Consider the following 19177-nt stretch of genomic DNA (forward strand, 5'->3'; position numbering starts at 1 on the left):
TGTTGACGGGATTTCGTGCGCGGGACGCGCTACAAACTCCCGTACGGCGGGCGCTTCACGCGCGCCATCGCCATCACAACATCAGCCCCAGTGATTCTGCGCGATGCCGCTTTTTCCCGGCTGCTGTTGCACCACGCAAAAGCGATGTCCGGTCGGCGCCTGCAGCACCCACCAGCGCTTGCAGAACCCCACACGCGTCGCGCCGAGTTTTTCCAGTCGCGCGGTTTCGGCGGCCAGGTCGTCGGTTTCAATATCCAGATGAACGCGCGGATCATGGTCCACGCGTTGCAGCAGGATGAAAGGCTCGTCCTCCGACGTGGCGAGCTCGGCGTATTTCCCATCGCCATCCTGATCGCGGCTGACGATGGCGCGCTCCAGCGCGGCGCTCCAGAAATCGATAGCGGTGTCGAGTGCGCTGCGGCAGTCGATCACGATGGCTATCAAGGCGCTGCGATGGCCGCTGCTGGACTGTCGCGGCGGCGCCGGTGTCCGGCTCTCGTCGCGCATGCGTACCACGCAGAAGCGATGCCCGGTCGGGGCTTCCATCACCCACCAACGGCCGCGCGGATTGACGATGCGCTTGGCGCCCAGCGCTTCAAGTCGGCCGGCTTCGACATCGATATCGTCGGCTTCGATGTCCAGATGCAGACGCGAATCGTGATCGACGCATTGCACTTCCATATGCCAGCCGCCCGGCCCCTTGCCGAGCAAGGCATAGCGGCCTTCGCCGCCTTCGTCGGGATCGAGTATCGGCAGGCCGAGGGCATCGCTCCAGAATGCCGAGGCCGCGGCGAGGTTGTCGCTGCGGCAGTCGATCATGAAGCCGGCAAGTCGTCGTGCCATTGGTTTCCTGTTCGATCTGCAATCGCGACGATAAAGAGTCGCCGCGCCATCGAGTCTTTTCCTAGCCTTGGATCGCGACGATGCCCAAGCGCCGCAGCATCAATGCGCGCGTTGCAGGTCGTCGATCATCACGCGCAGGAAGCGCGCCGCTTCGCCACCGGTGACCGCGCGGTGATCGAAGGTCAGCGACAGCGGCATCATCCGGTGTACCTCCATGCCGCCAAGCACCGGCACGACGGCATGGTGCAGGCGGCCGGCGCCGACGATGCATACGCAGGGCGGCACGACCACGGGTGTGGCGTACTTGCCGGCGAACACGCCGAAATTCGATAGCATCAGCGTGTAGCCGGTGAGATCTTCTGCGGGCAGGCTGCGATGCTTGACGCCATCGCGCAGGCGATTGAGTTCGCCGCGCACCTGTTGCGGATCGAGGCGTTCGCAACCGCGCAACGCCGGCACGAACAGGCCTTCCGGCGAATCCACGGCGATGCCGACGTCAACGCGCGAATGCCGGCGCAGCGTGCCTTCCTTGGCATTGAGCCAGGAGTTGAGCGCGGGCTCAGCCTGCGCGGCAGCAACCAGCGCACGGATCGAACGCGCCATGATGTCCTCGCCCGGTGACCAGGCGTGCAGATCAGCGTCGTCCATCAGCGTGGTCGGCACGACTTCCGCATGCGCTGCGCTCATCGTGCGCACCATGTTGCGACGGACGCCACGGATGGGTTCATCGGTATCGAGGGCGGCTGCAGGCTTGGCGGCTGCCGGATTTGTGGCGCCGCGATCATCACTTCTCACCCCAGGAGAGGTCGGCGCACGCAGCACAGCGGGTGAGGGAGTCGCTGCGACGGCAACGCTTCTCGCCACCGCGCCCATCGCCGCAGCAGGAAGCGCTTTCGCACTGCCGCTCGCTGCAGCATTTTTCACATCTGCCAGCGTCACCACGCCGTCGGCACCCGAGGGCACGACACGCGCGAGATCAACGCCGAGTTTTTTCGCCAGCGCACGCACCGCTGGCATCGCCTTGACGCCGCCGATCGCGATCGCCTGCTCGCTGCGCACGGCATCGGAACTCTGCATCGCACCGACCACGGTGCCGGCATCGGATTTTTCTGCTGTCGTAGGAGCGACCCGGGTCGCGACCTGGGTGTCGACAGAGGCCTGGTTGGCCGCGACTTGCGTCGATCCTACAGGGGCGGAGCCACCATGATGATGCCCGGTGTCCTGTGCCTCGGCGCGCTGCGGCAGATTGGGATCGAGTTCGAATTCCGCGAGCACGCTACCGGTGAGCACGACGTCGCCCGCTGCACCAGCAAGCCTGAGCACCTTGCCAGAAAAAGGCGAGGGCACGTCGACCACCGCTTTCGCGGTTTCCATCGATACCAGCGGCTCATCGAGGCGGATGACGTCGCCGACCTTGACGTGCCACTCGACGATTTCCGCGTCCGGCAGGCCTTCGCCGAGATCGGGAAGATGGAAGGATTTGATGTCGCTCATGTTCGGGACCTCAACTGGCGGCAAGCGTGCGCTTGGCCGCGGCGACGATTTTTTCCACGCTGGGCAGGTATTTCATTTCCAGGCGGAACAATGGGATGTGCGTGTCGTAACCGGTGACGCGTTCGACCGGCGCAACCAGGTCGAACATCGCCTTTTCGGCCAGCTGCGCTGCGATTTCCGCACCGAAGCCGGCAGTGCGCGGCGCCTCGTGCACGATCACGCAACGCCCGGTCTTTTTCACCGATTCGTGGATGGTGTCGAAATCCAGCGGCTTGATCGTGGCGACGTCGATGACTTCCGCCGAGATGCCTTCAAGCGCAAGCGCGTCGGCGGCCTCCAGTGCTTCTTTCACCTGCGCGCCCCAAGTCACGAGGGTGACATCGCTGCCATCGCGCAGCACGAAGCAGACGTCGAGCGGCAAGGCTTCGCCGTCATCCGGCACTTCTTCCTTGTACTGGCGATAGATGCGTTTTGGCTCAAAGAAAATCACCGGATCGGGATCGCGGATCGCCGCGAGCAGCAAACCATAAGCGCGCTGCGGCGACGACGGCATCACCACGCGCAGGCCGGGCACGTTGGTGAAGATCGCTTCGTTCGCTTCCGAGTGATGTTCCGGCGCGCGGATGCCGCCGCCCCAAGGCACGCGCAGCACCATCGGGCAGGTCAGGCGGCCGCGGGTGCGATAGCGGAAGCGCGCGGCGTGGCAGACGATATGGTCGACCATCGGATACATGAAGCCATCGAACTGCGCTTCCGCCACCGGCTTCATGCCCTGCGTGGCGAGGCCGACAGTGAGGCCGGCGATCGTGGTTTCGTCGAGTGGTGTATCGATCACGCGCTGCGCGCCGAATGTCTGCAGCAGGCCGGCGGTGGCGCGGAACACGCCGCCGTTGACGCCGACATCCTCGCCCAGCACGACCACGCTGGCGTCGTGCTTGAGTTCCCAAGCCAGCGCCTGGGTGATCGCTTCGATGAGAGTGATCGCGGCCATCAGCGCGCCTCCCACTTCAACGCTTCCGCACGTTGCGCGGCGACGTCGTGCGGCAATTCGGCATACAGGTAATCGAACATCGCGGTCACCGGCTGCACCTTGGTTTCAAGATAGGCATTGACCTCGATGTCGGAGAGGCGATTGCACTCTTCCTTCCACGCGGCTTCGTCTTTTTCGCTCCAGACCTTGAGACCGATCAGGTAGGTGCGCAGGCGCGACATCGGCTCGCGTTCCCAGGCCGCCTTCACTTCCTCGTCGCCGCGATAACGACGGGCGTCGTCGGCGGTGGTGTGGTCGGACAGGCGATAGGTGACGAATTCGATCGTGCTGCCGCCGTGGCCGTTGCGTGCGCGTTTGAGCGCGTGATCCATCGCCGCGCGTACCGCGATGATGTCGTTGCCATCGACCTGCAGGCAGTCCAGTCCGCCCGCGAGGCCTTTCTGTGCCAGCGTCTTCGCGCCGGTCTGGGCGCTGCGCGGCACCGAGATCGCCCACTGGTTGTTGATGATGCACTGGATGAAAGGCAGGGTGAACGCGCCGGCGGAATTGATCGCGGCGTAGGTGTCGGTCTTCGACGAACCGCCATCGCCGACGCAGGCGACCGCGACGCGCGGCTCGCCGCGCAGCTTGAACGCCAGCGCCGCACCGGCGGCGTGCAGGCATTGCGTACCGATCGGCACGCACCAGGAATAATCGTGCGGCGGGCCGGAAAAATCGTTGCCGCGTTCGTCGCCGCCCCAATACAGCAGGATCTCGCGCGGCTTCACGCCGCGGACGATCTGCGCGCCGTACTCGCGATAACTGGGCGCGAAAACATCGTCGTATTGCATAGAGGTGCCGATGCCGATGTGCGTGGCTTCGTGGCCGAGGCAGGAGGCATACGTGCCGAGTTTGCCGGTACGTTGCAGCGCCACCGCCTTGGTGTCGAAGCTGCGCACCAGCAACATCTGTTTGAACAGCTCGACCAGGTTCTTGCTGTCCTGGGCGAACTCGGGCAAATCATCGCGAACCAGGCGGCCATCGGCGCCGAGGTATTGCAGGTATTCGATTTCGAACGTGGCTACGGTGGGCATGCCCAGGCTCCTTGGCAACCGGCCAACGATACCAGCCCGCGCCGGGGGACTGGCAACCCCGGAAGGGAAAACCTTGGTTTCTGCAGACGCCGGAGCGGCGTCGGCGCGCATTTTGCATGGCGATATCGGCAGCCGGGCGATCCGCGGCTGGCGACTTTTCCGTCGAGCCGGCGACATCCACCGCAGAAAAGAAAAACGCGGCCAAGGCCGCGTTTTTCCTGACACATTGCCGCGGCGATCAGTTGCCGCGATCGACCGGTTGCTTCGGCACGCTGTGGCCCGGCACGCGCAGGGTCAGCGAAGCGAAGTTATTGCCGGCATCGGGATCCGAGGTCAGCGCACTGGTGTTGGCCTCGAACACGATATCGGCATTGCCGTCGGCGAACTGCGGCGTGAAATCGAAGCCGATGGTGTTGTGCGCGCCGGGCGGGTAGGTCGCGGCGAGATCGCAATACACGGTGCTGCTTTCTGGTGAATCGGCGATCACCGAACATTCGTTCAAGTCGTTGCCATCGACCACCGCCCAGCTCAGCGCCGATTGCGGCAGGTTCACGGTGACCTGGAACGAACCGAGTTCGGCCGCGAAACCGCCGGCGTTCTCGACCGAGATCTGGTAGTGCGCGGTCTGGCCGATCTTCAGGGCGCCACCCTTCGGTCCGATGATCGCCACGCGTAGATCGGTACCGGTAACTACCGCGACATTGGCCGAAGCGCTGTTGTTGCCCGGCGCCGGGTCGGTGGCGGAGCTGCTGATCGCCGCGCCGAGGCTGAGGTTGCTGCCGTTCTGGCTGACGTCCGTGCTCACGTTGACGGTGAAGTCGTCGTTGCTGCCGCTGTCGAAATCATCGCGGTTGCAATGCACCAGCGTCGCGCTTGCGCCATCGGCAACGGGCGCGCCGCAAGTCCAGCCAGCGGCCGGCGTGACGCTGACCGTGGCCGGCAATACCGCGATCGAGAAGTCAAGCTTGACGCCATGCGCGGTGTCGATGCCGCGGTTGCCGGCGTGCACGGTGAATTGCGCGGAATTTCCGGCGATCACCTGTGCGGCTGTCGCTTTCAACGACACATCCAGGTCGGCGGTATCGAAACTCGCTTCGGTCAGAAACAGCACCACCGGGTCGTGATCTGACACGCGCACCGGAATGGTGAAGTCGCCGTAGTTGTCGATGCCGAAATCGGCATTGATGCGGGCGTGTTCGCTGCGTACGCCGGCGAAACCGTCAAGCACGGCCTGGTTGACCACCATGTGATCGAGCGATTGCGCGTTGCCGTCGAAGGAGAACGAGTAGCGCTCGTCGGCTTTCGACAGCGAAGCCATGTTGGTCAGCGGCGTGGTGATCGGGCTGGCGACGTAGCGGATCACCTCGCTCGCGGCGGCGGCGCGGCCGGTGATGATGCCCATGCTGTCGACGAAGCCGTCGTTGAATTCGAAGGCGTTGAAATCGCCGAGCAGCACGATCTTCTCGCTCGGGTTGGCGGTCTGGTAACCCTGGATCAACTGCGCCAGGTACAGCGCCTGTTGCGCACGCTTGCCGCGCACGCGATCACCAAGCGTCGGCCAGCCATTGCTGCCGGCGACCGTGCTGTCGACATCGATCAGCGAACGCAGGTGGTTGGCGATCACGGTGATGGTCTGGCTGGCGCCGTTGGCGTGATTGATGCGCGCATGCAGCACCAGCGGCGGGCGGTCGTTGAGCTTGCCGCCGGAGCTGTTGTCGGGGTTGACGAAATCCACGTCCTTGCCGATCTGCTCGATGCTCAGCACTTCCACGCGCGGCTTGCCCGGTGCGACTTCCTCGGTCTTGATCAGGAAGCCGACGTCGATGCCGCCGACGTCGTTGCCTTCGAACAAATAGGGCTGATAGACGGGGTTTTCGCTGCAGCTGTTCGGGAACAGGATGTTGCCGTCGTGGTTGTTGATGCTGGCGGCGAGTTCGGTCAGCGCCTTGATGTGTTCGACTTCGACGACGCCGAGGATGTCGGGATTGCGGGTGAAGGCGCAGATCGCGTTGCCGGTTTTCTTCAGGCGGTTCTGATAGGCGAGTGTGGTGAGCTTGGTGGCACCGTCACCGTCGGCCACGTCATCGAAGAAGTGCAGCAGGTTGAATCCGCCGATGGTGATTTCATCGTCGGCCTTGACCGATACCGCCGTCGCCACCGAACCCAGCGTGATCGTGCCGGTGCCCGGATCGGGCGTCATCGTGTAGGCGCCGAAGCCGTAATCGAGCACGCCGGTCATGCCGGTGACGCTATCGCCGACGTCGACATTGATCGCGGTCGCGCCGGTCTGGCCGGTGCTGCGCACGCGGATCAGTTCGGGATTGTGGTCGAAGCGCGGCGGCACCACGCCCGGCGGCACCACGGTCGGATCGAGCACGTCCATGCCGGCTTCGCGCATCGGGCGCGCGACGTCGGGCAGCACGCCATAGAAAATGCCGTTGCCGGTCGAGGTCGCACTGGCTTCGTTGATGTTGCCGTCGGCGGGTGCGACGACATTGAGCGTCGGGATGCTGACGCGCATGCCTTCGTAGCGTTCGAGTTGTTCGAGCGGGCTGTCGGCGTTGGCATCGGCGTCGGTGAGCACGATCGCGCTCGGCAGAGTATTGCCCGTGCTCAGCTGGATCACCGTGGCGTTCTTGAGTTCGGTCAGCGGCAACTGGCCGCCGGGGTTGTATTCGTCGATCGAGGCGTTGACGCGAACGCGATTGCCGACTGCGGCGCTGGCAGGCGGCGCGGCGCTGGTGAACACGAACACGCCTTCGGAACTGGCGACGTCGGCATCGGCCTCGGCATCCGGGGCCTGCATGAAGAAGCCGTTCGAGGTGCGCGCGGTGACGATGCCTTCGGTGGCGATGATGGTGTTGACCGCGAACGGCGAGACCGAACCGCTGCCCTGGATCGCGTGGATCGGCAGGATTATGAAGTCATCGTTCTGGATCGTGCCCAGACCTTGAACGTCGGTAGCATTGGCGCCGACTACGCTGTCGATGTTGACCAGGAAGGTTTCGCTGCTTTCGACGGCGGTGTCGCCGTTGATGGTGACGGCGAAGGTGAGACTGCTGCTGCCGGCGGCGATGCTCTGGCTGCTGGATGCGCGGCCGACGTAGTCGCTGTCGGCGGTGGTGGCCGAGCCGTCAGCGGTGGCGATATTGAAACTGACGCCGCCTACTGGCGCGGCAGCACTGAGGCTGACGGTGAAGGTCGCGACGTGGCTGCCGGCATCGCCTTCGACGACGCTGACGTCATCGATGCTGAGGTTCGGCGGCCCGCCGCTGCCGGCGCAGGGATTGAGTGTTGCCGCCTTGTTGCGCGGCGTCGGGGCGGCAATGGTGAAATCCGTGCTGCTGCTGCCGGTGTTGGTGGCGCAGCCGGCGCTGTTGCGAATGGCGGCGGTGCTGTTCGAAAGCAGGGCTGTCGGCGCCGCCGGTGTGGTCGGGCACGTGGCGGTGGGGCCGAAGCCAACCATATCCACTGCGGCGGGGCAGGCGCCCGAGAGCAGGGTGCCGTTGGCGACCAGGGCAACTTTGCCGGTCGTGCCCGACATCGCCAAAGTGCCCGTCGAATCGGGTGTGGGAAGCGCGGGCTGCACGCCAGCGCCAGCCGCTTCCTGGACGAGGAAGTACTGGCCCGGAGCCAGGCTCAGGCTGCCGGTGAGATCGGTCTTGGCCCAGGTGGTGCCTGTTGCCGAGGAATATTGCACCGAGTATCCGCTCAGGCTGACCGTGGTCGCGCCGGCATTGAACAGCTCGATGAAATCGTTCTTGTATTGCGCGCCGGAATTGCCGCCGCCGCCATACACCTGACTGATCACTACTTGTGCCTGCGCGCAGGGTGCGAGCAAAGCGAGCACAACAACGGACAGCCACAGGCTGCGGCGCATCGGATCGAACATGGATTTTCCCCGGGGTTTGCAAAGGCCGGGCAACAGCCGGCGCAAGTACCTGATGGTACGGTTTGTCCGAAGACGATTGCATGACACAGCGCAGTATGCAAAGGGGCGAATGCGCTAACCTTGCCTCCCCCGCATTCCGACAGCGCCGCGAGTCCATGTCCCAGCCCCCGAACCAGCGTCCGATTGAGCAAGGAATAACCACGGACCTCAAGGATCGCTTGAGCTATGGCGGCTATCTTCAGATCGACACGCTGCTGTCGGCGCAGATCCCGCTGACCGATCCGCCACAGCACGACGAATTGCTTTTCATCATCCAGCACCAGACTTCCGAGTTATGGATGAAGCTGGTGATCCACGAATTGACCGCGGCGATCGAGCATCTGCAGCGCGACGATCTTGATCCCTGTCTGAAGATCCTCGCGCGTGTGAAGCACATCCAGCGGCAGTTGACCGAACAATGGTCGGTGCTGGAAACATTGACGCCCAGCGACTACCTGAGCTTCCGGCATGTGCTCGGGCCGGCCTCGGGTTTCCAGTCGGCGCAATACCGCCGCATCGAATTCCTGCTCGGCAACAAGAACGCCGACATGCTGCGCGTGTTCGCGCATGAGCCAGCGGCACAGGCGCAGCTGCGCGAAACCTTGCAGGCACCAAGCCTGTACGACGAATTCCTGCGCCACCTCGCGCGGCGCGGTCTGGCGATTCCGACCGAATGCATCGAACGCGACTGGTCGTTGCCTTACGCGAGCCATCCTGGCCTGCTGCCGGTGTTCCAGGCGATCTACGAAAACCCCGATGGCAACTGGGACATCTACCACCTGTGCGAACAACTCGTGGACGTCGAAGTGAATTTCCAGTTGTGGCGCTTCCGGCACATGAAGACGGTGGAGCGGATCATCGGATACAAGCGCGGCACCGGCGGCAGTTCCGGCGTCGCCTTCCTCAAGCAGGCGCTGGAGTTGACCTTCTTCCCGGAGCTGTTCGAGGTGCGCACGCAGCTCACCGCGCAGGCGTGATGCTGCGGCGCAATATCCCATTCAGGTTTGACGGATCAACGCCCAGCGGTTACACCTTGGCGCGCTTGTGACTGGCGCTTTGCCCGGTCGCAGTTGTTGATCCACTCATTCCAACCAGACGTTTTCCAGGGAGAAGCCGCATGAGCGGTGCCGCCACCGCGCTCGACACGAGCGCAGAAATTCCAGAGTTCAAGCAGGTGATGGGTCATCCCAAGCCGCTATGGATGTTGTTCATGACGGAGTTCTGGGAGCGCTTCGCGTTCTACGGTATTCGTTGGGCGCTCGTGCTCTACATCGTCACGCAGTTCTACGGCGGCGCGGGCGCCGGCCAGGATCCTGCCAGCAAGCTCTATGGCGCCTACCTCGCACTGGTCTACGCGGCGGCGATTTTCGGCGGCTATGTCGCCGACCGGGTGCTCGGTTATCAGCGAAGCATCCTGCTCGGCGCGGTGATCATGGCCATCGGCCTGTTCATGGTGTCGATGCCGAACAAGGAAGTCTTCACCTTCGGCCTGGCCACGATCATTTCCGGCAACGGCCTGTTCAAGCCGAACATCTCCACCATGGTCGGCAAGCTTTACGCGCCCGGTGACGAGCGCCGCGATTCCGGCTTCACCATTTTTTACATGGGCATCAACCTCGGTGCCTTCATCGCACCGATCCTGACCGCGGCGCTGGCGGCGCGCCTGATGGGCGGCACTGCGGCATTGCCGGCCTACAAGGTGGTCTTTATCACCGCCGGTATCGGCATGCTGATCAGCCTGATCTGGTTCTGGTACGGCCGCCGCGAATTGGGTGGCATCGGCCGGCCGCCGGGCGGCGAGGGCGGCAAGCGCAACGTGCTGTATGTGCTGGCCGGCGCGCTGGTGGCGATCCCGGGCATCTACTTCCTGCTTTCGATCCCGGCCGAAACCCTGCAGTGGTGGGTGCTGACGCCGATGTTCGTGGCGTTGTGCGGACTGCTGCTGGTCGAAGGCGTACGCGAGGGCGCGGTGTCGCGCGACAAGACCATCGCGATGCTGATCATCTTCGTGTTCAACATCCTGTTCTGGATGTTTTTCGAACAGGCAGGCAGCTCGTTCACCTTCCTCGCCGACGAGATCGTCAATCGCAACCTCAGCGGCTGGACCTTCCCGACCGGTTGGTTCCAGTCAGTCAATTCCATCGCGATCATCGCGCTGGCGCCGATCATCGCCTGGATATGGGTGAAGCTGGGCCGCGCCAATCCGTCCATTCCGCGCAAGTTCGGCCTCGGCCTGATCTTCAACGGCGTGGCGTTCGCGTTGCTCTGGTTCGCCCTGTCCTCGCTGGTGGCCAGCGACGGCAAGATCCCGTTCTGGACGCTGTTCATGGTCTACGTGATCCAGTCGGTCGGCGAGCTCTGCCTGTCGCCGATTGGCCTGTCGATGGTGACCAAGCTGGCGCCGCTGCGCCTGGTCGGCTTCGGCATGGGCGGCTGGTTCCTGTCCACCGGCATCGGCAACAACCTGTCGGGCATCTACGCCGCGATGATCAGCGGCGACACCGGCATGACGGTGGAATCCGCGCGCAGCGGCTACACGCAGGGCTTCTACATCCTGGTGATCGGCGGCGTGGTGCTGTTCCTGATCGCGCCGCTGATCCAGAAGTTGATGCACGGCGTGAAGTGATCCGGCGTAGCAAGTACAAAGAGAAACGGCGACCTTCGGGTCGCCGTTTTCTTTTTGCCTTCGGGAAATCGCATTAGCGCAAATGCGCTGCGCGGCGCGTGCCTAGGATTCGCGCGTCGCGATCTCGCGTTCGGCCATGCGTGTAAGCAGGCGGTCGAGGGCGGCGCGTTCGTCGTCGCGCAGGCCTTCCAGCAGGCGGCGTTCGTAGGCCAGTGCCAGCGGCGCGACTTCGTCGTAGACGCGATAGCCCTTCGCCGACAATTTCAACACCGAGCGACGGCGATCGTCGCCATGCAACTGCCGCTTGAGGCGGCCACTGGCGAGCAATGACGTGACCGCGCGACTGACCGCGACCTTGTCCATCGCCGTGCGTTCGGCAACTTCGTTGGCGGAGAGGTCCGGATAGCGGCCGAGCACCGCGAGGATCCGCCACTCGGTGACATTCAGGTCGAAGCGTTCGCCGTACAGCTGCGCAATATCCTGGCTGATGCGGTTCGACAGCACCGACAAGCGGTACGGCAGGAAGCGGTCGAGCTCGAGGACGGCGTGTTCGGGCGCGGCTTTCTTGTTCATTTTCGTGTTCTTCCGGCCCGGCTTGCCAATGGTTTCATATGAAACTATATAATCCGGGTCTCGATCGCAAGCCGTCCCGCAGGAGTTGCACCATGAGCGCCCAGCTTGATTCCAAGGCCCCGAACCTCGGTATGCAGCCGACCACCTTCGCCAACCCGATGGGTATCGACGGTTTCGAGTTCGTCGAATTCGCGGCGCCCGATGCCGCGCCGCTGCACGCATTGTTCAAGCGCATGGGATTCAGCGCCGTGCTGCGCCACAGGACGCGCGCGATCACCGTTTACCGTCAGGGCCTGGTCAACTTCGTGATCAACGAAGACCCCGATTCCTTCGCCGCCGATTTCGCCAAGGCGCACGGCCCCAGCGCCTGCGGTTTCGCGATCCGCTTCCAGAAGCCGGGCACCGAAGTTCTCGCCACCGTGCTGGGCAACGGCGGCGAAGCGATCTCGCACAAACCGGGCAGCAAGGTGGTGTCGTCGCCGGTGATCAAGGGCATCGGCGACTGCATGCTGTATCTGGTGGATCTGTATGGGTCGGCCGGCAGCGTGTTCGATGCCGATTACGAGCCGATCCCAGGCGCCGATCAGCATCCGGCGGGCTTCGGCCTGACCTTCATCGACCACCTCACGCACAATCTCTACTTCGGCAACATGCAGAAGTGGTCGGACTACTACGAGCGCCTGTTCAACTTCCGTGAGATCCGCTATTTCGACATCAAGGGCGCCAAGACCGGCCTGGTATCGAAAGCGATGACCGCCCCCGACGGCATGGTGCGCATTCCGCTCAATGAATCGTCCGATCCGAAAAGCCAGATCAACGAATACCTCGACGCGTACCACGGCGAAGGCATCCAGCACATCGCCTGCTTCACCGACGACATCTATACGACGGTGGAAGCGATGCGCGCGGCCGGTTGCGAATTCCTCGACACGCCCGATACCTACTTCGACGTGATCGATGTGCGCGTTCCAAACCATGGCGAGGATGTGCCGCGCCTGCGCAAGAACAAGATTCTCATCGACGCCGACCTGGAAACCAAGCAGCGCAAGCTGCTGCAGATATTCACCCAGAACGCGATCGGCCCGATCTTCTTCGAGATCATCCAACGCAAGGGCAACGAGGGCTTCGGCGAAGGCAATTTCCAGGCGCTGTTCGAGAGCATCGAGCGCGACCAGATGCGCCGCGGCGTGCTCTGATTTGTTGGTGAGTGGTGAGTGGTGAGTGGTGAGTGGTGAGTGGTGAGTGGAGTGCGGAGTGCGGAAAAGCATGACGCGAGCTTTGGCTCTTCCCCTCTCCGGTCGGGAGAGGGGCAGGGGAGAGGGTGTCGGGATGTCCCGCCCGATCAAACCGCCGCTCCCGCGCCGAACGCTGGCCTTCGCCCGCCAGTTGCGCAGCACCGGCACGGATGCCGAAGGATTGCTCTGGTATCACCTGCGGGCGAAACGCTTTCAGGCATTGAAGTGGCGACGTCAGCATCCCTTGCCACCGCACATCGTGGATTTTTACTGCCATGCGGCAAGGCTGGTGGTCGAGATCGATGGTGGGCAGCATGAGGTCTGGCGCGATGCGGTACGTACCGAGTTCCTGGTTGCGCAGGGCTTGAGCGTGTTGAGGTTCTGGAATAATGAGATGTTGGGAGAGAAGGAGGCAGTGCTCGAGGCCATCTTCGAAGCGACGCAGCGCCGGACCCTCTCCCCCAGCCCCTCTCCCGGTGGGAGAGGGGAGTAGTTGAGTAACGGAGTTTTCAGCATGACGCTTTCCTACCAATCCGGCTTCGGCAATGAGTTCGCCACCGAGGCGCTGCCGGGCACCTTGCCTGAGGGACGCAACTCGCCGCAGCGTGTCGCGCATGGGCTGTATGCCGAGCAGTTGTCCGGGACCGCGTTCACCGCGCCACGCCACAGCAATCGCCGCAGCTGGCTGTACCGCATCCGGCCGGCGGCGATGCATGCGCCGTTCGCGCTGCTCGAAGACGGCGCCTTCCATAATCGCTTCGACGAACAACCTGCGACGCCGAACCAGCTGCGCTGGAATCCGCAATCCATTCCGACCGCGGCCAGCGATTTCATCGATGGCCTGTTCACTGTCGCCGGCAATGGCAGCGCAGCGATACAGATCGGCATCGGCATCCATGTCTATGCCGCCAATCGCTCAATGCAGGGCCGCTTCTTCTACAACGCTGATGCCGAACTGCTGATCGTTCCGCAGCAGGGTCGCCTGCGCATCGCCACCGAACTTGGCGTGCTCGCCATCGAGCCGCAGGAAATCGCGGTGATTCCACGCGGCATCCGTTTCCGCGTCGAGTTGTCTGACAACGAAGCGACCGGCTACGTCTGCGAAAATTTCGGCGCTGCGCTGCGCCTGCCCGACCTCGGTCCGATCGGTTCGAATGGTCTCGCCAACGCGCGCGATTTTCTCTCACCAGTGGCTGCGTTTGAAGAAGACGAAGGCGAGTTCGAACTCATCGCGAAATTCCAGGGCCGGCTGTGGCGCGCGGCGATCGATCATTCGCCGCTGGACGTGGTTGCCTGGCATGGCAATTACGCACCGTACAAATACGATCTGCGCCGCTTCAATACGATCGGATCGATCAGCTTCGACCACCCGGATCCGTCGATCTTCACCGTGCTCACCTCGCCCAGCGATACGCCGGGAACGGCGAACCTGGATTTCGTGATCTTCCCGCCGCGCTGGCTGGTGGCGCAGGACACGTTCCGGCCGCCATGGTTCCATCGCAACATCGCCAGCGAGTTCATGGGGCTGATCGCCGGCGTGTACGACGCGAAGGCCGAAGGTTTCCTGCCCGGCGGCGCCTCGCTGCACAACTCGATGAGCGGGCACGGCCCGGATGCGGAGACGTTCGACAAGGCTTCGGGTGCCGATCTCACGCAGCCGCATGTGATCGCCGACACCATGGCTTTCATGTTCGAAACGCGCGCGGTGATCCGTCCGACCGCGCAGGCGCTGGCATCGGATACGCTGCAGCGCGACTATCACCATTGCTGGCAGGGCCTGAGGAAGAGCTTCAAGCCGTAGCGCGCTTCGCACATGCCTGCGAAAGCATCCCCTGCACCATCAAGAACGCGACAACAACCCAAGCCGCGCACCGCGCGAACCAACCGGAATCGACATGAAACTAGCTTCACTCAAGGAAGGCGGACGCGACGGCACCTTGGTCGTGGTGTCGCGTGATCTGTCACGTGCAGTCAAGGCGACCGGCATCGCAGCGACGCTGCAGCGCGCACTCGAAGATTGGCAGTCGACGGCGCCGCGTCTGAATGCATTGTCGGAAGCGCTCAATGGCAGCAATGCCGAAACGATCAATGGCGAGCCGGTATTCGCGATGGATTTCGCCGCGCTTGCTGCGCCGCTGCCGCGTGCTTACGAGTTCGTCGACGGTTCGGCCTATCTGCCGCACGTCGCGCGCGTGCGCAAGGCGCGCGGCGCCGAGGTGCCGGAAAGTTTCTACACCGATCCGCTGATGTACCAGGCGGTGAGTGCCGGCTTCTATGGTCCGCGCGATCCGGTGCGCGTGCCCGATGCGGCTTACGGTATCGATCTCGAAGCGGAGGTCGTGATCGTTACCGATGATGTGCCGATGGCGGTGACGCCGGCGCAGGCAGCGGCGCATATCCAGTTGATCGGTCTGGTCAACGATGTGTCGCTGCGCAACCTGATCCCGAACGAGCTGGCGAAAGGTTTCGGCTTCCTGCAGTCCAAGCCGCGTTCGGCGTTGAGCCCGGTGTTCGTCACGCCCGACGAGCTCGGCGATGCCTGGCAGGGCAGCAAGGTACATCTGGCCTTGCTCACGCATATCAACGGCACATGGTTTGGTGCGCCGGAAGCGGGCATCGACATGCAATTCGATTTCGCGCAGTTGCTCGCGCATGCGGCGAAGACGCGGCCGTTGTCGGCCGGCACCATCGTCGGCTCGGGCACGGTCGCCAACGAGGACACCTCGCTGGGCGCGTCGTGTTTCGCCGAGAAGCGCACGGTCGAGACCCTCGAGCTCGGCAAGCCGGTCACGCCATTCATGAGCTTCGGCGACACGGTGCGCATCGAGATGCTTGATCGCAACGGTGCATCGGTATTCGGCGCGATCGAACAGCGCATCGTGCAGGCCGAGCCCGGCGGCTGATCCATTGTTTCAGTCCCTGCGTCTGGCCGGTTGACCGCACCTGCTCCGGCGGGTGTAGGCTAGATCGATGCGGGCCCGTCTGGCGGCCCGCCCGCGCAGTGGAGGTTTCCCGTGACGTCAGATGCAGTCCGGCTCTATTCCTACTGGCGCTCCAGCGCAGCCTACCGCGTTCGCATCGCGCTCAACCTCAAGGGTCTCGAATACGAAACCCTGCCGGTGCATCTGGTCCGTGACGGCGGCGAGCAGCACACGCCGGCCTATCGCGAGGTCAATCCGCAGGAACTGGTGCCGGTGCTGCTGCACGGCAATCGCGTGCTGCGACAGTCGCAGGCGATCATCGAATACATCGACGAAACCTGGGCGACCGCGCCGGCGCTGATGCCTGCGGTGGCGCGTGATCGTCAGCAGGTGCGCGCGATCGCACAATTGATTGCCTGCGACATCCATCCGTTGGGCAACCTGCGCGTGCAGCAATATCTCGAGCAGCACTTCGGCGCCAGCCAGGAAGCGCGCGATGCCTGGGTCCGGCATTGGGTCGGCACGGGCATGGACGCGCTCGAACACGTGCTTGGCGACAATCCTTCCACCGGCGATTTCTGCGAAGGCGAGGCGCCGTCACTGGCCGATTGCTGTCTGGTGCCGCAGGTCTACAACGCCAACCGTTTCGGCGTGGACATGAAGCCGTATCCGACCATTGCGCGGATCAATGCGCACTGCCTGGAGCTGCCGGCGTTCGATGCCGCGCGGCCGGAGAAACAACCGGATGCGCCCGCGACGTAAACCGCGGCGGGCGGGAGCGGCAGACCGTCAGGTCGTGCCGTACATGTCCGCGTAGGGGTCGTGCTCGCCGGTCGCGCCTTCGGCGAGGCGGATCTTCAGGGCAAGGCCGTCGCGCGAGTCGGCCTTGCGCAGCGCTTCCTCGAGTTCGATCTTGCCGTCCTTGAACATCTTGAACAGCGATTGATCGAAGGTGTGCATGCCTTCCTGCAGCGAGGTGTCCATCGCCTGCTTGACCTCATGCACTTCGCCACGGCGGATCAGGTCGCGGATCATCGGCGTGTTGATCAGCACTTCGCTGGCCGGCAGGCGCTTGCCGTCCTTGCCGATGACCAGGCGCAGCGAGATGACTGCCTTGAGGTTCAGCGACAGGTTCATCAGCACGTTCTTGTGTGCCGTTTCCGGGAAGAAATTCAGGATGCGGTCCAGCGTCTGGTCGGCGTTGTTGGAGTGCAGCGTGGCCAGGCACAGGTGACCGGTTTCGGCGAAGGCGATCGCCGATTCCATGGTGACCGCGTCGAGGATTTCGCCGATCAGGATCACGTCCGGCGCCTCACGCATGGCGTTCTTGAGCGCGTTGTGGAAGGCGTGGGTATCGAGGCCGACTTCGCGCTGGTTGACGATGGATTTCTTGTGCTTGTGCAGGAACTCGATCGGATCCTCGATGGTGAGGATATGACCGGTGTTGTTGGAATTGCGGTGGTCGATCATCGCCGCCAGCGCCGTGGACTTGCCCGAGCCGGTCGAGCCGACCACCAGCACCAGTCCACGTTGTTCCATCACGATGTCCTTGAGCACCGCCGGCAGCTTGAGCTGGTCGATGTTCGGGATTTCGCTCTTGATCGCGCGGATCACCATGCCCACTTCGCCGCGCTGCTTGAAGCAGTTGACGCGGAAGCGGCCGGCGTCCTTGACCGCGATCGCCATGTTGAATTCGAGGTCGCGCTCGAAGGTCGGAACCTGGCCTTCGTCCATCAGGGAGTAGGCGATCTTCTTGACCATGCCGGCGGGTAGTCCGGTATTGCCGAGGGGATACAGCTTTCCTTCCACCTTGATGTAGACCGGCGCGCCCGTGGTCAGGAACATGTCCGAGGCGTTCTTTTCCGTCATTAGCTTTAGGAAGTAGCCGATGTCCATTTTCGATTCCTTCGTTTCCCTGGGCCGCCCGTTGCACGGGGCTGGGCGGCTACTGACAATACCGCGTATAAGCTATCCGCGAATGCGCCTTATGACACTATCCCATAGAAAAATCTATCTTGCCCTGACGCTCTGGGCGATCAGCGCGACCGTCTCCGCGGCCACGCCGCCGAGCGCGGAAATGGCTGCCGCCGAAGCCGCCATCGCCGCCGCCGAACGTGCCAACCCGCGCGGAAATGCCGGACAGGCACTGGCTGAAGCGCAGCAACTGCATGATCAGGCGCAGGCCGCGATGCTCAAGAAAAAATACAAGGACGCCCAGCGTTGGGCCGACGAGGCTCATGCCGCCGCCGACCTGGCCAACGCCCGCGCGCGCCTGGACGCGGCCCGCCAGGAAGTCGACGAAAAATCCGCGCGCAATGCCGATCTGCGCCGCCAGTTGCTTTCGGTGCCGCAGCAATGACCCGACATGTCTTCCCGGATGCTCGTCTCCTTGCCGTGCTGCTGGCGGTGCTGCTCTTGGTCCCGGGTCGAGGGGTGGCCGCCGACGCTGTCGATCCTGATGTCGCGCGCCTGAGCGAGCAACTCGCGGTACTCGATCGCGATCCGGCGCTGGCCGATCTGGCCGGCCTGGAGCGGCTCAAGGCGCGGCAAGCCCTGGTCGGATTGCAGGCGGCGCGATCGCGTGATCGCGAACATGCGCTGTTCCTGGCCAATCGCTGGGTCGAGGCGGCCCAGGATGCGGCCCAGGCCGAACTGCTGCTCCAGCAATCGACGCAACTCGATCGCGAGCGCGACCAGATCACGATCGAGGCCAGCCGACGCGATGCCGAGATGGCCCGTCGTGAGGCCGATCGCCTGCGCCTGCAAAGCCTGGCGCGCGAGGAAGAGGCCGAACGCCTCGCCCAGAGCAACGAGAGCGAGCGTCAGGCCACGGTCGCCACCGCCGATGCCGCGACCGCCGAGGCCGCGCAAGCCCGCAAGCTCGCCGATGCCCGCGCCAAGGAAACCGCATTGGCGCGCAAGGAGGCCGCGTTGGCCGCAGCGGTCGCCGCCGATTCGATGGGCAGCGAAGCGACCGGCGCGAAGCCGGCGTCGACCGGCAAGCCCTCCGCGACCGGCAAACCAGCGACGACCGGCAAGCCGGATGCCTCGGGCTTGCCCGTCGCAGCGAGCAAACCGACCGCGACATCGATCTTGACGCCTGCGCCATCAGCGCCACCTGCGCCAAGTGGCCCGCGCGTCCGGCCGTTCTTCACCTTGCCCGGCACCGCATTTGCGTCCGGCAAGGCCAACCTCACGGCGACCGGTCAGGCCAGCCTGCAGCGCCTTGCCGACAAGATCGGCAATGGCTCGATTCGCGTCGAAGGCCATACCGACAGCCAAGGCAGCGAGGCGGCGAACCTGACGTTGTCGCGGCAGCGTGCCGAGGCCGTGCGCCAGGTCCTGGTCGCCAACGGGGTTCCCGCCGGACGCATCCGGGCTATCGGCCGCGGCGAGGCGGACCCCATCGCCGACAACGCCAGCGAGACCGGCAGGGCGCGGAACAGGCGCGTCGAAATCATCGTCGAATAGCCCGTAAAAACAAGCGCTT

16 protein-coding genes and 1 pseudogene are annotated in these 19177 nt (G+C 63.9%); 9 read left to right on the forward strand and 8 right to left on the reverse strand.

Annotated elements, in window-relative coordinates; genetic code table 11:
* Positions 1-81: 81 nt before the first annotated feature.
* From VKM35_RS13505 to VKM35_RS13530, 6 genes and pseudogenes are all read right to left on the reverse strand, one after another.
* Complete coding sequence (locus VKM35_RS13505; protein WP_324321674.1) at positions 82-507, reverse strand: VOC family protein; 426 nt, start codon at positions 505-507, stop codon at positions 82-84.
* A pseudogene (locus VKM35_RS13510) lies at positions 481-843 on the reverse strand (VOC family protein); the annotation flags it as partial. The pseudogene VKM35_RS13510 and the gene VKM35_RS13505, both read right to left, overlap by 27 nt.
* Positions 844-942: 99 nt before the next feature.
* Entirely contained in the window at positions 943-2337 is a 1395-nt protein-coding gene (locus tag VKM35_RS13515; protein ID WP_324321625.1) for a dihydrolipoamide acetyltransferase family protein, read from the reverse strand.
* Between the two features lie 10 nt (positions 2338-2347).
* Entirely contained in the window at positions 2348-3328 is a 981-nt protein-coding gene (locus VKM35_RS13520; protein ID WP_324321626.1) for an alpha-ketoacid dehydrogenase subunit beta, read from the reverse strand.
* Positions 3328-4401 carry a pyruvate dehydrogenase (acetyl-transferring) E1 component subunit alpha gene (gene pdhA, locus VKM35_RS13525; protein ID WP_324321627.1) on the reverse strand — a complete coding sequence of 358 codons (1074 nt, stop codon included), beginning with the start codon at positions 4399-4401 and terminating at the stop codon, positions 3328-3330. The genes VKM35_RS13520 and pdhA overlap by 1 nt, the downstream gene beginning before the upstream one ends.
* A 238-nt stretch (positions 4402-4639) precedes the next feature.
* Entirely contained in the window at positions 4640-8293 is a 3654-nt protein-coding gene (locus VKM35_RS13530) for a lamin tail domain-containing protein (protein WP_324321629.1), read from the reverse strand.
* 155 nt (positions 8294-8448) lie between these two features.
* Here VKM35_RS13530 and kynA point away from each other — a divergent pair, with 155 nt between their 5' ends.
* Complete coding sequence (gene kynA, locus VKM35_RS13535) at positions 8449-9309, forward strand: tryptophan 2,3-dioxygenase (RefSeq protein WP_324321631.1); 861 nt, start codon at positions 8449-8451, stop codon at positions 9307-9309.
* Between the two features lie 140 nt (positions 9310-9449).
* Entirely contained in the window at positions 9450-10958 is a 1509-nt protein-coding gene (locus VKM35_RS13540; RefSeq protein WP_324321633.1) for an oligopeptide:H+ symporter, read from the forward strand.
* Positions 10959-11060: 102 nt separating this feature from the next.
* Here VKM35_RS13540 and VKM35_RS13545 read toward each other — a convergent pair whose 3' ends face one another.
* Positions 11061-11531: a MarR family winged helix-turn-helix transcriptional regulator gene (locus tag VKM35_RS13545; protein WP_324321634.1), complete on the reverse strand. Its 471-nt coding sequence runs from the start codon at positions 11529-11531 to the stop codon at positions 11061-11063.
* 92 nt (positions 11532-11623) lie between these two features.
* Here VKM35_RS13545 and hppD point away from each other — a divergent pair, with 92 nt between their 5' ends.
* From hppD to maiA, 5 genes are all read left to right on the forward strand, one after another.
* A complete protein-coding gene (gene hppD / locus VKM35_RS13550) occupies positions 11624-12727 on the forward strand; it encodes a 4-hydroxyphenylpyruvate dioxygenase (protein ID WP_324321636.1) in 1104 nt (367 codons plus the stop codon).
* Positions 12728-12860: 133 nt separating this feature from the next.
* Positions 12861-13259, forward strand: coding sequence for an endonuclease domain-containing protein (locus tag VKM35_RS13555; protein ID WP_324321638.1), 399 nt, complete (start codon positions 12861-12863; stop codon positions 13257-13259).
* A gap of 21 nt (positions 13260-13280) precedes the next feature.
* Entirely contained in the window at positions 13281-14567 is a 1287-nt protein-coding gene (hmgA, locus tag VKM35_RS13560; protein ID WP_324321639.1) for a homogentisate 1,2-dioxygenase, read from the forward strand.
* Between the two features lie 94 nt (positions 14568-14661).
* Positions 14662-15669, forward strand: coding sequence for a fumarylacetoacetate hydrolase family protein (locus VKM35_RS13565; protein WP_324321640.1), 1008 nt, complete (start codon positions 14662-14664; stop codon positions 15667-15669).
* A gap of 111 nt (positions 15670-15780) precedes the next feature.
* Positions 15781-16449, forward strand: a complete 669-nt coding sequence (gene maiA / locus VKM35_RS13570; RefSeq protein ID WP_324321641.1) for a maleylacetoacetate isomerase — start codon at positions 15781-15783, stop codon at positions 16447-16449.
* A 27-nt stretch (positions 16450-16476) separates the two neighbouring features.
* Here maiA and VKM35_RS13575 read toward each other — a convergent pair whose 3' ends face one another.
* A complete protein-coding gene (locus tag VKM35_RS13575; RefSeq protein ID WP_324321642.1) occupies positions 16477-17583 on the reverse strand; it encodes a PilT/PilU family type 4a pilus ATPase in 1107 nt (368 codons plus the stop codon).
* Positions 17584-17674: 91 nt separating this feature from the next.
* Between VKM35_RS13575 and VKM35_RS13580 the strand changes: the two genes are divergently transcribed.
* Both VKM35_RS13580 and VKM35_RS13585 read left to right on the forward strand, forming a co-directional pair.
* Positions 17675-18046, forward strand: coding sequence for a DUF4398 domain-containing protein (locus VKM35_RS13580; RefSeq protein WP_324321643.1), 372 nt, complete (start codon positions 17675-17677; stop codon positions 18044-18046).
* On the forward strand, positions 18043-19158 hold the full coding sequence (locus tag VKM35_RS13585; protein WP_324321644.1) for an OmpA family protein: 1116 nt from the start codon (positions 18043-18045) through the stop codon (positions 19156-19158). Before VKM35_RS13580 ends, VKM35_RS13585 begins: the two co-directional genes overlap by 4 nt.
* Positions 19159-19177 lie beyond the last annotated feature (19 nt).

Origin of the sequence: Arenimonas sp. (genome assembly GCF_035312645.1) — a bacterium.
In the GTDB taxonomy this organism is placed as follows: domain Bacteria; phylum Pseudomonadota; class Gammaproteobacteria; order Xanthomonadales; family Xanthomonadaceae; genus Arenimonas.

What these genes read in the sequence shown, in the direction of transcription:
- VKM35_RS13505 (WP_324321674.1), bottom strand. Translation starts at nt 507, where the DNA reads ATGCGCGACGAGAGCCGGACACCGGCGCCGCCGCGACAGTCCAGCAGC.
- VKM35_RS13515 (WP_324321625.1), bottom strand. Translation starts at nt 2,337, where the DNA reads ATGAGCGACATCAAATCCTTCCATCTTCCCGATCTCGGCGAAGGCCTG.
- VKM35_RS13520 (WP_324321626.1), bottom strand. Translation starts at nt 3,328, where the DNA reads ATGGCCGCGATCACTCTCATCGAAGCGATCACCCAGGCGCTGGCTTGG.
- pdhA (WP_324321627.1), bottom strand. Translation starts at nt 4,401, where the DNA reads ATGCCCACCGTAGCCACGTTCGAAATCGAATACCTGCAATACCTCGGC.
- VKM35_RS13530 (WP_324321629.1), bottom strand. Translation starts at nt 8,293, where the DNA reads ATGTTCGATCCGATGCGCCGCAGCCTGTGGCTGTCCGTTGTTGTGCTC.
- kynA (WP_324321631.1), top strand. Translation starts at nt 8,449, where the DNA reads ATGTCCCAGCCCCCGAACCAGCGTCCGATTGAGCAAGGAATAACCACG.
- VKM35_RS13540 (WP_324321633.1), top strand. Translation starts at nt 9,450, where the DNA reads ATGAGCGGTGCCGCCACCGCGCTCGACACGAGCGCAGAAATTCCAGAG.
- VKM35_RS13545 (WP_324321634.1), bottom strand. Translation starts at nt 11,531, where the DNA reads ATGAACAAGAAAGCCGCGCCCGAACACGCCGTCCTCGAGCTCGACCGC.
- hppD (WP_324321636.1), top strand. Translation starts at nt 11,624, where the DNA reads ATGAGCGCCCAGCTTGATTCCAAGGCCCCGAACCTCGGTATGCAGCCG.
- VKM35_RS13555 (WP_324321638.1), top strand. Translation starts at nt 12,861, where the DNA reads ATGTCCCGCCCGATCAAACCGCCGCTCCCGCGCCGAACGCTGGCCTTC.
- hmgA (WP_324321639.1), top strand. Translation starts at nt 13,281, where the DNA reads ATGACGCTTTCCTACCAATCCGGCTTCGGCAATGAGTTCGCCACCGAG.
- VKM35_RS13565 (WP_324321640.1), top strand. Translation starts at nt 14,662, where the DNA reads ATGAAACTAGCTTCACTCAAGGAAGGCGGACGCGACGGCACCTTGGTC.
- VKM35_RS13575 (WP_324321642.1), bottom strand. Translation starts at nt 17,583, where the DNA reads ATGGACATCGGCTACTTCCTAAAGCTAATGACGGAAAAGAACGCCTCG.
- VKM35_RS13580 (WP_324321643.1), top strand. Translation starts at nt 17,675, where the DNA reads ATGACACTATCCCATAGAAAAATCTATCTTGCCCTGACGCTCTGGGCG.
- VKM35_RS13585 (WP_324321644.1), top strand. Translation starts at nt 18,043, where the DNA reads ATGACCCGACATGTCTTCCCGGATGCTCGTCTCCTTGCCGTGCTGCTG.